This window comes from Metabacillus lacus, assembly GCF_009674805.1.
In the GTDB taxonomy this organism is placed as follows: domain Bacteria; phylum Bacillota; class Bacilli; order Bacillales; family Bacillaceae; genus Metabacillus_C; species Metabacillus_C lacus.
Genome location: NZ_WKKI01000001.1, coordinates 215,192 through 230,297 on the forward strand (window position 1 = coordinate 215,192; position 15,106 = coordinate 230,297).

The window sequence follows — 15,106 nt, forward strand, 5'->3', positions numbered from 1 at the left end:
AAAGTATTGAAATTATATGGTCTTTTCAGCGCTCAATGGTCGGTTATCTTTGTTCTCCTGCAACGCTTTTCTTTCTGGTATATGCTGTTAAAAGATTGCTAACAAGGTCCTTTTGAAAAATGGTTGTATACCTAAGCCGCCACTGTATGCGCGTTCTCTCCCATTAACATTTTTTTAGCAGGAATGCTGACGTTAAGTATGAGAAACAGTGCCATGATGTGTTTCATTTCTGCTGAATTGTTGGGACTGAGCCGGGAAGCTCTCTTTCCAAGCTTTCAGACAATTACTGTTAATCAGGCACCGTCAGGCAGGAAAGCTGTTGAAACCTGCCATACTGTCTTTTGACCTGGGAAATGACTTATAATCAGTGACTGCCGGCTTTGAAGGAGTAGAAACAGGCTTAATGCTTTATATCTTTATGGCAGTGGATCTATTTTTGCCGAACTTCTCCCCTACTTCTGGTAGTTCGGGAGATATTCAGCTGCCAAATCAAAAATGCAAGAAGAAGGGATGCAGTAACATGGCTGTTGCCAAAAAGATGGAGTTGAAAGAAAGTAAGGACGAAAACAAGCCGGTTTATAATATTTTATTTATCATTGGTTTGTGCCATTTGCTCAATGATAGCATTCAATCAATCATACCTGCGATGTTCCCTATTTTAGAGGCATCCATGGGTCTTTCATTTACACAGCTGGGCTTGATTGCTTTTGCTCTTAACATGGTTTCTTCCGTTATGCAGCCTGTTGTAGGGTTGTACACTGACAAAAAACCAATGCCGTATGCTCTCCCAATCGGTCTAACCAGCAGCCTGCTGGGCATTATAGGACTTGCTCTCTCTCCTTCGTTTACAACGATACTACTAAGCGTCATTTTTATTGGACTGGGCTCAGCTATTTTCCATCCGGAGGGCTCAAGGGTAGCTTATCTGGCTGCCGGTTCAAAAAGGGGGCTGGCTCAATCCATTTATCAGGTAGGCGGAAACACAGGCTCTGCTTCTGCTCCCTTGATTACAGCTTTTATCCTCGTCCCGCTCGGCCAATTCGGAGCAATCTGGTTTACGATTATTGCAGCCATCGCAGTCGCATTTTTAATTTATATCGCAGGCTGGTATTCTACAAGGCTAGCATTTATGAAGGAGAGCGCAGCCAAAAATGCCAAGGCAGCTGTAAAAAAAGGAATTTCAAAGCCTGTTCGGAATGCTTTGCTGATTATCGTATTTCTTGTCTTTGCAAGATCATGGTATGGAAGCGCCATAGGTAACTTTTATACCTTTTATGCAATGGAAAAATACGGTTTATCCATCTCTCAGGCACAGGTCTACATCTTTGTTTTTCTTGTAATGGGAGCTGTGGGTACATTTGGCGGGGGGCCTCTTGCCGACAAGTTCGGTAAAAAAAATGTCATTCTATACTCACTATTGCTTTCGGCTCCACTGTCACTGCTCTTGCCGTTTGTGAATGCTTTCTTCTCTTACATCATACTTAGCTTAATCGGCCTCATCTTGATGTCCAGCTTTTCTGTTACCGTTGTATATGCGCAAGAGCTGGTTCCAGGCAAAATTGGTACGATGTCAGGACTGACTGTGGGCCTCGCATTTGGAATGGGAGCGATAGGATCAGTAGCGCTCGGGTTTTTTATTGATGTATTCGGCCTTTCTGAGACAATGATTGCTGCAGCTTTTCTTCCCATACTGGGCATTCTGGCTGCACTGCTGCCTTCAGATTCACTTTTGGAGAAGTGGAACGCAGAGTGAGACTTTGCTTGCTGCAAATGGTGATTTCGTCTATCTGAGAGATAAGCACTTTTAACAGAAAAATAAACAAATATTAGGACTGTAGACAAAATGGATTGGAAATTCAGCGTGTCTACAGTCTATTTTTATTTAGTGAAAAAATAAGGGCTGTTGATTTCCGGTTACTGGCGCTTCGCTTTAATCATTCTTTAGACCACCTGGTTCCTTTATAAACGGAGGGTTTCCGCCTATTCGAGAAATGCAGCAAAATTAGGAAGGAATAGACGGAGGATTTCCGGCTAATTCACTAAAAAGCTTCAATTTGGATGATTTTAAGCAGCTTAACCGGAATGTCTCCTCTAATTTTCTCCAAAAAAGAGTTCAAATTGAATGTAACCGGAGTTCATACCCTTATAGCAACCATTTAAAAAAAGTTCTTCCTTTAGAGTTTCAAGACAACATAACAAAACAGGGCATACTGATATCTTTCAGCATACCCTGTTTTTTCTGTATAAATTACTTTAGACATCATTGAACAGCGTGCTCTTCTACTGTAAGCAAATAGCTGCCGTTCAAAACATCATTTGCATAGCTGGAAGCATCATTTGCAGACAATCCATGTCCAATCATTTTTTCTTCAAGCAGATCTTTGTCGGGATAGAGAATGAACAGCTTTCGTATTCCTCCCCATAAAGATTTATCTTTATTTTTGGTCGAAAGATCCATGATTGGAAGATCCGATTCCGGCGCATTGTTTTCTTGGCCGTCTATAATAATATAGATATCTTCCTCGCTGGCCCCGTTAGCTAGGAGCTCTTCAAACTTTTTTTCTACATCTACTTGAGATTGGTAAACACCTACTATTTTTTTAGCCATTAACCTATTTTCCCCTTCCATAGTGTTCTGTTGTTTATTTACCCTGTTTTACATCCAGTTAACACATGGGATCATCAGGTTTTCTATATACAAAAAAAGGACCCGTGTAGACGGGTCCTTTGGTTTACTTATTTTCCAGTACTTTTATGAACTCTCTCATATAATCCGGGAGATCAGGCGGACGCCGGCTTGAGACAATATGTCCATCCACAACAACAGCTTCATTCACCCATTCTGCTCCCGCATTTATCATGTCGTCCTTTATGCCGGGTGTGCTTGTAACTTTCACACCATGAAGAATGTTGGCTGATATTAATACCCATCCTGCATGGCAAATCTGTCCGATCACTTTTTTATCTTCATTCATTTTCTTAACAAGCGAAAGTACTTCTTCATATCGCCTCAGCTTATCAGGAGACCAGCCGCCAGGCACTAACAAGGCATGATACTGTTCTGCGTCCATGTCTCGAAAAGAAAGCTCCGATTCAACAGGAACACCATATTTCCCTATATATTTTTTACCTGCCTCTTCAGCTGCGATAATTACTTTAGCACCTTCTTCTCTAAGACGGTGAACAGGATACCATAATTCCAGGTCTTCAAAATCATCACTGACTATTTGAATAATTGTTTTTCCCTCTAATCTCAACAGAGTTCCTCCTTTAATACTAAATATTTATCTACATTTTGACGTAACTTGCTGATACTTGCAACTAAAGCGAATTTAAGGGTGTCAATACCTCCGCTGTTTGGTTGGAAGGTGAGTTTACCAGGTCTGACAGGGCAGTCATCGTCATTTCAGACGAGGAATAGAGAACCAGTAAGGACTGCAGATCAGGTAACGTGCTCTCCTCCCTCAGCCAGACAGATACAGCTTCACTGTTTAAAATGACTGGCATTCTTTCATGAATTTCAGCCTGAAGATCATTGGCTTCTGTAGTCAGAATTGTGCAGGAATGAATAACATCGCTGCTGCTGCTCCAAGTTTCATAAAGCCCGGCAAGAGCAAAAGGTTTATTATTTCTCATATGAAACCGGTAAGGCTGTTTTCCACTTTCACTCCTTGCCCATTCAAAATAACCGGAACAAGGAATGATACACCTTTTTGAATGAAATGAATTCATAAAGCTGGGTTTCTGGTGAGCTGTTTCTGCTCTGGCATTGATAAGCTTGTAGCCTATTTTACTATCCTTGCTCCAGGATGGAATCAGCCCCCACTTTAGAAAATTCCCTATTCTTGCCCCGTTTCTCGATGCAATGGCAAGAACATGCTGAGACGGGGCAATATTGTACTTCGGTTCCAAGGAAGAGTTCTCATTCATTTGAAAATGAAATTCATTTTGCAGCGTCTCCAGATTATCAAATAGTGAATATCGTCCGCACACCTGTAATCTCTCCTTTATGATTAAATAACCCCGTCTCAAAAATTCTTAATAGGATGATTTGAATACCTTTCCCTGCTGCTGTTTACCATACATCTTTAGCATACCTGCCTTCTGTTTGAAGGCCTATCAGCCAGTTTTCTGCTTCTTTTACCGTTGTTTTTTTAATCTCGCTGTAGCTGTTTAACAGCATATTTTCAACATCAGGCGCCATCTTCTTTCCGTCTCCGCAAATATATAAATGGCCCTGATGTTTTGTTAGCAGGTCAATTATGGATCCTTTATCGGCTTCCATCAAATGCTGTACATAGGTTTTGGGTGATCCTTCAGCTCTGCTGAAGGCTGTGTGCAGCTTGACAAGATTTTGAGCACGGTATTTCTCCAATTCTTCCCGATAGAGGTAATCATGCTCTTCGTTTCTGCAGCCGAAATAAAGATGCGCTTCCCCTATTTGTGCTCCTTTCCTTTTTAATGCTTCCCTTGCTTGAAGAAAGCCTCTGAAAGGAGCAATACCTGTACCCGGTCCAACCATGACGATCGGTGCTGCATGATTTTCAGGCAGCCGGAAAGCTCTTTGAGTTCTGAAAAATATAGATATGTCATCACCTTCTTTTACATTCTTCAGATAATTGGATGCTGTGCCTTCATAATCACCCTTGCCGCTCCATGCAGAGCCTTTCACCACACTGACCGTAATGCTAACATGTTCTTTGTTCAGTGAAGGTGAGCTTGAAATGGAATAGTAACGCGGTTTCAAAGCAGGCAGCAAGCCTAAAAAGTCTTCAAAAGGAAGCATGCAGGCTTCATATTGCTCAAGAAGGTCCAGCATTGATATTCTTTTAGCAGCTATTTGGGTAGAGTAGTTGTCGTCCTTCAGCATTTCTTCCAGTTCTATTCTGTGAGGAGGACACACAGTTGTTTTAGCAAGCTCTTGAATTTGTGCCCGTGAAGCAGGCTCCTGAAGTTCAACATGATATGATAAGATATCATGCAGGCTGACACTTTTGCCTGCTGGAAGATGAGCGGAGCTTCTTCCTGAAGCTTCAATGATTACTTTTTCATTTCCGCTTAGTTGAAACCTGTTCAAAACCCGTTTTACCAGTTTTTCGTTATTTTTCGGAATAATGCCGAGGTGATCTCCTTCACTGTAAGAAATTCCTTTTGGCACTGCAATCTCAATGTGCCTTGTACTCCGTCTGCTATTTTCGCTTTGAAGTTCCTTGTTTAGCGTTACTGTGCTCTCAATTGCCAAATGATTGCGTGCGACTGATTTCTCAGCAATTCCGCTGACATACGAGAGTGTGATGTTTCCTTTGTTTCCACTTGTTCCCCCTTTTAGTTCAACGCCAAATTCCTTTGAAGCTTCCTGCCACAGTTTTTCTGTCCACTCATGATAGTCCATTTCAAAATCGCCGCTTGCATCGCCTTCTCCTCTTTCTATTAATCTTTGGGCTCCCCTTTCCTGCAGCAAACCATCAATATCAGCCGGTACTTTTTGATAAGTGTTAGACCAGTTACTATCACCGCAGCCGAATACTGCATAAGTAACATCGCTCAACGACTGATCCAGAGACTGAAGCCAGCTGAGAAAATCAGCCGCATTTTCAGGAGGCTGGCCGTTATAGGAGGAACTGATGAGAAGCAGCAGACCTTTTTCTGGCAGATTTCCTTTCATTTCATCCAGCGGGAAAACCTGCGCTTGATATCCTTGTTTTTTTCCCGTTTCAGCTAGTTCACGGGCAACACCTTCTGCCGTCCCCATTGATGAGCCATATAAAACCATCAGCGGAGTACCATGCTTCGCCGCCGTTTCAGCTTCTGACTTATCCTCTTCTTTAGATGGCGGCCTCTTTGTCAGGAAACTGCCCGAAAGCAGTACATTTCGTTTTTCTCTGACTTTTGCTTTCATTTTAAACTCGTGGGGCTTCAGCGTAAGTGTTTCCTTTACTTCAAGTTGGTAATCACTATGATCTATAAGATCAAACTCCCTAAGTATCATTCCAAGCACCAGGGTTGCTTCATGAAGTGCAAACTGCTGACCTATGCATGCACGCTGACCGTTACCAAACGGCTTGTATGCTGATTGGGGAACTTTGGCAGGATCCTCAAATCGCTCGGGTCTGAAGTCTTCTGCATCTTCTCCCCATGCTTCCTTATCCCGGTGCAGAACAGGAATTAGGACATTTACGCTGTCTCCTTTCTTCATATCATACTTTCCGGCAAGCTTTGTATCCTCAAGAGCATATAGTGAAAAAGCCGGCGCTGTAGGCCACAAGCGAAGTGCTTCATTCAAAACCATTCTGACATATTTCAGCTGTTTCACCTGTTCATAGGAAGGAAGTTCATCCCTAAGGACTGCATCTGATTCATCCTGTGCTTTTTTTAGTTTTTCTGGATGCTTCAACAAGTAATAAAGTGCAAAAGACAAAAGTCCGCTAGTTGTTTCATGGCCTGCAATTAAAAAAGTAATCATCTGATACCTAATATTTTCATCACTTAATTTATCGCCTGTTTTGGGGTCCTCTCCCTCTAGCATTCTGGAAAGAAGATCTCCTTGATTTTGTTCATCTGAACGTTTCCTCTGTTGTATCAAGGTATCAACGAGTTCGTACATCACTTTTATATCTTGTTGATATTGTTTTTGCTTTCCAAGGCTTAGTTTGTTGTGTATTTCAAGCCTTTGAAGCCGGTTCATGGCTTCATCCAATGCAGACACCATGCTTCCGACAAAAGGATGGTGTTCTTTGGAATAAAAGCTGTTAAACCGGTAATTGAAGCCGCATAGCCCGATTGTATCAAGAGTAAGCCGCGTCATATCATCAGGCACTTCAATCTCTTCATCTTCATTTAATCTGCTCCATTTTTGAATCAGCTGCAAAGCGATATCCACCATTTTCTCGTGATAATCCTGCATAGCCCTCTGACTAAAACTTGGCAGGAGAATCTGGTGGGCTTTCTTCCAGTTGTCTTCATGGGTCCAGCTTGTAAATAACCCGTCACCGGCAAACTCTCTTACATTTTGAAGCGGCAGCCACACATTTTTTGCAAATCTTTTTTCATCGCATACTTCTTCAACAAGTTTATGACCTGATACATAAAGTGTATCTCTCCCGGGAAGCTCCATTCTGAAAATTGGACCATGCTCATTTGCAAGCTTAGTAAATGACTGAGTAGGAGCTTCCTTATCTATCACAGGAAGGTTTTTCAAGGGTCCGTAAGTTTTAGGCTGAGGAATAGAATCTATAGGTTGTTTTAGCATTGCTTCTCCTCCTTTTTAAGTCCGGAATGAATATTCATTCCGTTTGTTGCAAAGCAATTGCATCCCAGCAGCTTTGCCGCAGACCATTCAGCAGTTCATCTGTCTCTTCTAACTTGCCCTGTTGAATATAGCTGTAAAAACTCGTAAAAGCACCGTACAGCAGCACAATCTGACCATAAATGGGAAGTTTTTTTATAAGTCCCTGTTTTTGTCCTTTTTTTAGAAACACTTCAAAGATTGCAAGAAGCTCTTGATAAGCATCCCTGCTTACTTGCGTTAAAAGAGGTGAATTTTTATGAGCATCAATAAAGTAAATTGCTGTTATGTTTCTGCGTGAAAAGAAAAGCAGGCCCTGAAACAATTCTTGAAACTCTTCGTAAACTGTTTTTTCATCACAAACACTTTGTTCTGCTCCAACAGCCTCCTGGAAATTCTGGATGCTTTCTTGGAACAAATCATTCAGCAATGCTTCTTTATTTTTAAAATAGCGGTATATTGTTCCTATTCCTACTTCTGCATACTCAGATATTACTGGAATCGTCGTTGCATTATATCCTCTTTCTGAAAACAGCGTAAGAGCAGCAGTTAAGATTTGTTTACGTTTATCACCCGGCATGTTCTGAATCACCTCCAAGCTTCTATTAACCTTTATTCCACTCTGCACTATAGTAAAACTGAAACTTTTTGACGATTTTCAAAAGGATTTTTATGTAAGATACAAAACTGAAAGCGGATGTTCTCAGCAAGATCCACAAAAATTCATAAAAAAAAACGCCCAATGAGCGCTGATTTAATCAGGGAAAGAGTCTTTGATAATTGTTAAGTTTCTGTCGACTATGATCCAGTGCTGTGGAGCCTGAAGACTTAGCTGCCAAACTGTTGCACCATGCAGCTTGTATAAATCTATCAAACCGTATTTTTCCTGATAGCTTCTTCCATCGTCAAACCATACAAGATGCCGCATCCCATTGTTTATATAACCATAGCCGGGCGTTCTTGCAGCAGGAACATAAAAAATGGGAGACCAGTTGGCAATTGCAAGATTCTGGCTGTCCAACGAAGATCTCGCTGTCGTTGAGTATGATGGTAATTCCCAATCGTATCCGTATAAAGGAAGAGCAATTTGCAGCTTTCCTGCAGGAATTTCTGTGAGCGAGTACTGTATGACCTCCTCCATCCAGTTATAAGGCGAAACAGGATTTGGTGGACCGGTCGGATAACCGTAATCAATCGTCATCACTGCGACAATGTCACTTGCTTCTGCTATTGCTTTATAATCATATGCTCCAATAATTCTGTTTGTTGGTATATCTTCTGTTTTCGCATGAACATTTACGTGAAGAATTGAATTTCCAATCTCTGCTTTCAGTTCTCTCAAAAATTCACTGAACGCCTCTCTTTGGGGAGGAGGAATAAATTCAAAGTCAATACTGACTCCTCCATATCCCCTTGAAACCATGAGGTTGGATATACTCCTTACCAAATTGCGCCTGTAAACAGGATCTCTCAAAACACTGCCGGCTAATTCAGCACTGAAATCTCCGTCTCTGCCTATATTGCGTATCATTAGCAATGGAATGACGTTCAACTGCCTGCTTCTTTCGATTATTCCGGTAACTGGTGACTCTTCATAAGCATATCCTTCTTCTGTAAAAGAATAGCCAACAACAGCAAGGTAGGTAAGGTACCTCCCCAAATTCTCCAATACATTGATCACCATTTCCTGATTATAAGGGAATGTAAAACCAAGCAGTCTCGTCAGCCGTTTTATCGGTGACGGAATTCTAAGGACACTGCCAATCAGCAATTGAAATGGCTCAACTCCCGGGTTGGCTGCTGTGATTGATTCCACTGATGTTTGATACAACATGGAAAGCTGCCATAGAGTATCACCGGAGCTGACTTTGTGCAGCCTGATAGGAAGTGATGCAGCAGGAAATATAAGCGAAAGACCAGGCACCAGCCTGTCGGAGGTTAACCCGTTTAGGGCTGCAATTTCAGAAACATCCGCTCCATACATAGATGAAAGCTGCCATAATGTATCTCCTTTTTGCACTACATGAATGAACATGCTGCATATCACCGCCTCATAAAAACATTGATACGATATTCTATGAGGAGAAGCAGCCCAATACTTCCCTTTTTAACATTTCCAAAGCTTTCGGGTTTCCTGATAATGAAAAATAAAGTCATGCGGAACATTTTTTACTGTGTATGGAAACACGCCCTGATTTGTATGAAGATATAGAAATCCATAGCTTGCATCAGAATATTTGAAAGACACATCAAACACATCTTGAAGCCGGAAACTGTTGGCGCCAGTCACTATTTTATCTTCATAAAGTTCTATCCTGAGCTCCACCTCTTCAAACAGCTGCCTGTTCCATTCCATTTTTCTGATTACTTTAATATATGACTGCGAGGCAATCATCACATTACCTCCTGTAAATTTGATTTAAAACCATCCTAACATAAATTGTTTTTAAGTTCACACGAACACAAAAAGAAATTGTCATAAACATTCTATTGAGAGGAGATAGTATTTTTATAAGCAGTTAAAGGAGGATATTTATGCAGCAGCATGAAGCAAGGTGCGATACAGAGTATGATGTGCTGAAAACTGTTATATTATGCCAGCCTGATCATATGACAATACGCGAGGTCATCAACGAAACTCAGAAAAAGTTTAAAGATGAAGGAATTCATATAGAAAAAGCTCTGGAGCAGCATGAGCAGTTTGTGAAGGTTCTCAGGGAACATCAAGTTGAGGTGGTTCTGCTTCCTTCCCACAGACAGTTTCCTGAACAGGTATTTACCAGAGACATTGGCTTTACAATCGGCAGTACCGTATTTGTGGCAGAAATGGCAAATGAGCTCCGGCAGGGTGAAGAAGGATATTTAAAAAAATGGCTTGATGAACATGGGATTTCACACTTTGACTTAAAGAAAGATATCATTGAAGGTGGAGATGTCATTGTTGACAGAAATTCCGTTTATGTAGGAGTCAGTAACAGGACTAACAGAGAAGCCATTCATCACCTGCAAAGCCTGCTGCCTGAATATGAGGTAGTCACTGTACCCTTTACAGAAAAATATCTGCATCTTGATTGTGTCTTTAATATTATATCACCAAGTGAAGCACTTATATTTCCCGGAGTTATTGAAGATTCAGCTTCGAGGGTTCTTCATGAACGATTTGACCTCATTGAAGTCAGTGAAGAAGAGCAATTTACCCTTGGAACAAATATGCTGTCTCTCGGGAACAAGAAAATTCTAAGTCTTCCTGTTAATAAAAATGTAAACGAAAAGCTGAGAACCAGAGGATATGAAGTCATTGAAGTTGATATTACTGAAATTATCAAATCCGGAGGTTCTTTCCGCTGTTGTTCAATGCCTGTGCTTAGAAAGAACTCTTGAAAATCATAATGTAAGGGACTTAACTTCTGAATGAAAGAAGTCGCAACAGAGCAAAAAGCCATTATCTTCTCTCGAGGATAATGGTTTTTTTTACGCTGCTCATTTTTAAGAGGAGATGATAACTGATTGTGTTGATTTTTTAGTATGATATCAGCATGAATTGGATAATCAGCGAAAGAAGATAAGCGCAGCATCTTATTGTATAGCACATGACGGTATGACACCTATACTCCAATCGACAGAGTGATGCAGCAGAGCCAGTAAAAAGGAAGCCGCATGAAATCTCCTTTACTAAAGTTCTCCTCTAATGTACCTATACTTCCCTGCATTCCATTATAAAGTCCTAGGTCATTCTCCGGGTTTTCCAAATATTTCGATAAAATTCTCATAAAAAGTAGAATATAGTATTAATTTTTGCAAAAATAAGTTTATAGGTATTCAAAAAGGGTATATATGTTTTGATAAGTTGCTTTACCACATCAGAGGCAGAGCAAAAAACAAGGGGGAAAACATATGAAAAAAGGGTTATTATTCGCACTTATTCTGTTAGTAGGAACTATGCTTGGTGCATGCTCATCTCAAAACACCAATGCCGGTGAAGGCGGAGAAGAAAAGACGATTACATTTATTCACTGGCGCGGAGAGGATGCAGAAGTTTTTAAGCAGCTGATTTCTAAGTTTGAAGAAGAGAATCCGGGTTTAAAAGTAAAGATGAATATCTATCCTTCTGAGCAATATCCTGTTCAGACACTTTTAAGAGAAAGCAGCACTGATGTTTTTGCTTCTACTCCAGGCTCACAATTTGAAATGTTGAAAAAAGCAGGTTTTTATGAAGATCTTACTGGGGAATCCTTTGTAGACCTTTTTAATGAAAAACTGATAGAGGTTGGCAATGTGGAGAATCAGCAGCTAGCCCTTCCTTATCAGCTTGTATATAACCAGCCTGTTTACAATGCTGATATTTTTGAAGAATTGGGACTAGAGCCTGCTAAGGATTGGGAAGGTTTTCTAGCGCTATGTGAGACCTTAAAAGAAAACGGATACATACCAATTGCTTTCCCTGGTGCCGATATTGGTCCAGGCCAGTTTATGAATAGTATGGTAATGAACAATGCTCAAGATGAAGAGATTTTCACAAAGTTGATGAACGGCGAAGCTCAACTCACTGAAGAATGGTGGATTAAAACGCTGTCTCAATTCCAAGAGCTCTACAAAAATGGCTATATTTCTAAAGATGCCCTTGGCACAAAACATGATGGAGCAATTGCTCAAGTTGCTCAGGAACGCGCAGCCATGCTGGCTACAGGCTCTTATGCAATGGCAAACATTAAAAACTTAAATCCAGATATTAACCTTAAAATGCTTGCTCCTATCACCGTATCAGAAAGTGAGGCAGCGTATGAAGGCGTTCACACAACAACCTTTATGCTTGGCCTGAACACGAATTCAGAAAGAAAAGAGGAAGGGAAAAAGTTTATTGAATTCCTTGCTCAAAAAGAGAATGCTGAAATATACGCTAACGAAACTGGTCAGTTCCTTACTATCAGCGATATAGAGTATGAGTCAGATGAGCTTAAAAACTCAATTGATTGGATGGAAAAGAAAACAAGATTTCAGCCGCGCTACATGATTCCGAATCTTGATGTAGAAAAAGCTGTTCTAGGTTCTATTCAATCCGTAATTGGGGGAGAAAGCCCTGAAAAAGCTGCTGAGGAAGCTCAGAAAATTGTAAACCAAAATATCTCACAATAAATATAGTTCAGCTCCAAAAATACCATACATCTAGAAGGGGAACTTTCCGGAGTTCCCTTTTTTACACTATAACTTTGTCAGGCGGGGGTTCTATGAAACTTAAAAGAAATAAAGCTTTGTATCTGTTTATTTTGCCAGGGCTGCTTATTTATTCCGTTTTCTTTGTATATCCCACTTTCAGTGCCCTCTTCTACTCTTTTACAAACTGGGATGGCCTTACTCCAGACTATGATTTTGTCGGTCTGAATAACTATACTAATATCCTGACAAATGATTCAATTTTTATGAAGGCATTTGGAAATAACCTGAAATTTATGCTGTTTGTGGTTGTTTTTCAAACACTATTGTCATTAATTTTTGCAATTTTTGTTGTGAAAAATACTAAAACTAATACGTTTCTAAGAGCACTTTACTTCTTTCCAACGATACTTTCTTCAGTATCAGTAGCTTTTATCTGGTCTTTTATTTACGATCCTGAAATGGGTGTATTGAACACAGTCCTAAGAAGTATAAATTTGGACTTTTTAGCACAAAACTGGCTTGGAAACGAAGGGCTGGCTATTTTCTCCATCGCAGTTGTGCAAGTATGGTTTCATACTGGACAAATGCTGATTATTTTTGTCACCGGACTGCAGAGCATACCTGAAGACTTATATGAAGTGGCAACAATTGAAGGCGCTTCAAGATGGCAGAGATTCCGGTTTGTTACATGGCCTCTTTTGGCTCCGGCAGCAACAATTGTAATTGCTTATACAACTCTTCAGTCCTTTAAGGCCTTCGATTTAATATATGCGATGACTCGCGGGGGTCCAAACTATGCTACAGAAATCCTGGCAACATTAATCTATTCATCTGCTTTTAGAAACTTTAAGTTTGGCTACGCTTCTGCACAATCTGTTATTTTTATGATTGTCATTGCAGTGATCACCATTGTGCAATTCAGAATTTTAAGAGCAAATAGAGTAAATACGTAAGGAGGGACAGAATGAAATCTACTAAAGGCGGATTGCTCATATTATACGCACTGCTGATCATCATACCAGTGCTGTCTATCTTTTTTACAACCTTTAAAACACCTGCAGAAATGTACAAAAATGTTCTTGGTATACCTGAAAATATTAGTCCGGAAAATTATACTTCCCTTGTAGCTAATGAATCAATGGGTACATATTTTACAAACAGTGTGACTGTGACGATCTGTTCCGTTATTCTCACTCTTTTCCTTTCAAGTCTCATTGCGTTCAGCATCACAAGATTAGGGAAAACAATTGGAAATGGTTTTTTTATTCTATTTTTGCTGGGTATGATGGTTCCTGCACAGGTGAATATGATCCCTCTTTATCAGCTGATGGTTGAATTAGGGCTCACGAACAGTCTTGCAGGACTGATCATTGTTAATACTGCTGTAACAATGCCCGTTGGTGTTTTTATTTTAACAGGGTTTATGAAATCGCTCCCCTCTTCCCTTTTTGAAGCCAGCAGTATAGATGGCGCTTCTAACTGGAAGATGTACACTAAAATTGCGATTCCTTTATCACTGCCATCCTTGGCAGCAACTGCAATTTTCCTGTTTGTTATGCATTGGAATGATTTACTGTACCCTCTTTTGCTGATTACAGACGATCAATACAAAACGCTTCCGCTCGCTCTCCTGGATTTTCAGGGAGAATATATGACCAATTATCCTATGCTGTTTACCGGGGTCATTTTAGCATCTGCACCAATGGTTATTGCTTATCTGTTTCTTCAGCGTTACTTTATAGCAGGCATGACAGCCGGTTCTGTAAAAGGCTGAAGAAATCCACCTCTGAGTTTTCAGAGGTGGATTTTTTTATGAATTAGTCCAGCAAGTGCTGCGGCTACAGGGATATTCCCTCTATATTTGCTTATACTAAATTTGGGTAAAACAGTATAAGCAGGAAGGAAGGCAGATTTCTATGAAAGAAATTCTACAGCATGTGAAGCTTGAATTAGAACAATCATTTGACAATCCTGAGGGGCATGATTTAGACCATTGCATATCAGAATTGCAAGAGGCAAAGAAAAGTGCCGGGGACAAACAGGAAATGTTTCAAGGTATCATCCATGCAGTTCAGCATGCCAAACATGCAAAACAGCAGCTGATCAGAACAGGAGATGCTTCTGCCACCAATGCTTTTGCAGAAGCACACAGAGCAGTTGACCAGGCCATGCACTCCTATGAATCAACCGATAATGATCCTTTATAGGATAATCGGAGATAACTTCCCACAGAAATACTAAGAACAGGCGGTAAAAAAAGGTACTAAAAAAAGGAGAAGCAAATTTACTTCTCCTTGGGACGAGGGACCTGTCCCTGCGTCCCTCTAACTCTCTTCACCCTTAGCCATTTTTTCTACTTTAACAAGCCCTTGAATGGTATTGTCCAAATCAAAATAGGCCCTTATCAGGTCGCCCTCCTGAATTTTTATATTGGAAGTGTCAGGAATTTTACTGGAAGTAAAGTGTATACCTCCAGATCCTTCAATGGAAACGCCGTGATAATCATCGCCGGTAACCTCGGTGATTTTATATTTATAAACCCTGTACTGCTGGTCTTCTATCTGTTTGTTTAAAGCTTCAGGTTTTTCTTCCGGAAAGAAGTTAACCGCCAATAAGGTAACCAAAACGACAATGAGTGAAGATAGGATAATGGATTTTGCTTTCATT

General features: G+C 40.5%; 14 protein-coding genes. 6 read left to right on the forward strand and 8 right to left on the reverse strand.

The features are described 5' to 3' along the window. Positions 1-520: 520 nt before the first annotated feature. On the forward strand, positions 521-1,753 hold the full coding sequence (locus GJU40_RS01120; RefSeq protein WP_154305884.1) for an MFS transporter: 1,233 nt from the start codon (positions 521-523) through the stop codon (positions 1,751-1,753). Between the two features lie 507 nt (positions 1,754-2,260). Here the strand turns inward: GJU40_RS01120 and GJU40_RS01125 are convergent. The 7 genes from GJU40_RS01125 to GJU40_RS01155 all read right to left on the reverse strand — a co-directional run bounded on the left by GJU40_RS01125 (position 2,261) and on the right by GJU40_RS01155 (position 9,680). Next, entirely contained in the window at positions 2,261-2,608 is a 348-nt protein-coding gene (locus GJU40_RS01125) for a general stress protein (protein ID WP_170289289.1), read from the reverse strand. A gap of 124 nt (positions 2,609-2,732) precedes the next feature. Further along, positions 2,733-3,257, reverse strand: a complete 525-nt coding sequence (locus tag GJU40_RS01130; RefSeq protein WP_154305886.1) for a type 1 glutamine amidotransferase domain-containing protein — start codon at positions 3,255-3,257, stop codon at positions 2,733-2,735. A 64-nt stretch (positions 3,258-3,321) separates the two neighbouring features. After that, the gene (locus GJU40_RS01135; RefSeq protein ID WP_343031325.1) at positions 3,322-3,993 is read right to left on the reverse strand and encodes an SOS response-associated peptidase; all 672 of its coding nucleotides are present in this window, start codon (positions 3,991-3,993) and stop codon (positions 3,322-3,324) included. 82 nt (positions 3,994-4,075) lie between these two features. After that, on the reverse strand, positions 4,076-7,249 hold the full coding sequence (locus tag GJU40_RS01140; protein WP_154305888.1) for a bifunctional cytochrome P450/NADPH--P450 reductase: 3,174 nt from the start codon (positions 7,247-7,249) through the stop codon (positions 4,076-4,078). 34 nt (positions 7,250-7,283) lie between these two features. Beyond that, positions 7,284-7,865, reverse strand: a complete 582-nt coding sequence (locus GJU40_RS01145) for a TetR/AcrR family transcriptional regulator (RefSeq protein WP_154305889.1) — start codon at positions 7,863-7,865, stop codon at positions 7,284-7,286. A 174-nt stretch (positions 7,866-8,039) separates the two neighbouring features. Then, positions 8,040-9,320: a glycosyl hydrolase family 18 protein gene (locus GJU40_RS01150; RefSeq protein ID WP_154305890.1), complete on the reverse strand. Its 1,281-nt coding sequence runs from the start codon at positions 9,318-9,320 to the stop codon at positions 8,040-8,042. 72 nt (positions 9,321-9,392) lie between these two features. Beyond that, on the reverse strand, positions 9,393-9,680 hold the full coding sequence (locus GJU40_RS01155) for a hypothetical protein (protein WP_154305891.1): 288 nt from the start codon (positions 9,678-9,680) through the stop codon (positions 9,393-9,395). 140 nt (positions 9,681-9,820) lie between these two features. On the opposite strand from GJU40_RS01155, the gene GJU40_RS01160 reads away from it, so the two are divergent. From GJU40_RS01160 to GJU40_RS01180, 5 genes are all read left to right on the forward strand, one after another. After that, on the forward strand, positions 9,821-10,666 hold the full coding sequence (locus GJU40_RS01160; protein WP_154305892.1) for a dimethylarginine dimethylaminohydrolase family protein: 846 nt from the start codon (positions 9,821-9,823) through the stop codon (positions 10,664-10,666). 513 nt (positions 10,667-11,179) lie between these two features. Continuing rightward, positions 11,180-12,418, forward strand: coding sequence for an ABC transporter substrate-binding protein (locus tag GJU40_RS01165; RefSeq protein WP_154305893.1), 1,239 nt, complete (start codon positions 11,180-11,182; stop codon positions 12,416-12,418). A gap of 92 nt (positions 12,419-12,510) precedes the next feature. After that, complete coding sequence (locus tag GJU40_RS01170; protein WP_212029768.1) at positions 12,511-13,392, forward strand: carbohydrate ABC transporter permease; 882 nt, start codon at positions 12,511-12,513, stop codon at positions 13,390-13,392. 11 nt (positions 13,393-13,403) lie between these two features. Continuing rightward, positions 13,404-14,213 carry a carbohydrate ABC transporter permease gene (locus tag GJU40_RS01175; RefSeq protein ID WP_154305894.1) on the forward strand — a complete coding sequence of 270 codons (810 nt, stop codon included), beginning with the start codon at positions 13,404-13,406 and terminating at the stop codon, positions 14,211-14,213. A gap of 142 nt (positions 14,214-14,355) precedes the next feature. After that, positions 14,356-14,646, forward strand: a complete 291-nt coding sequence (locus GJU40_RS01180) for a hypothetical protein (RefSeq protein ID WP_154305895.1) — start codon at positions 14,356-14,358, stop codon at positions 14,644-14,646. 117 nt (positions 14,647-14,763) lie between these two features. On the opposite strand, the gene GJU40_RS01185 is transcribed toward GJU40_RS01180, so the two are convergent. Further along, complete coding sequence (locus GJU40_RS01185; RefSeq protein ID WP_154305896.1) at positions 14,764-15,105, reverse strand: hypothetical protein; 342 nt, start codon at positions 15,103-15,105, stop codon at positions 14,764-14,766. Between the last annotated feature and the right edge of the window lies 1 nt (position 15,106).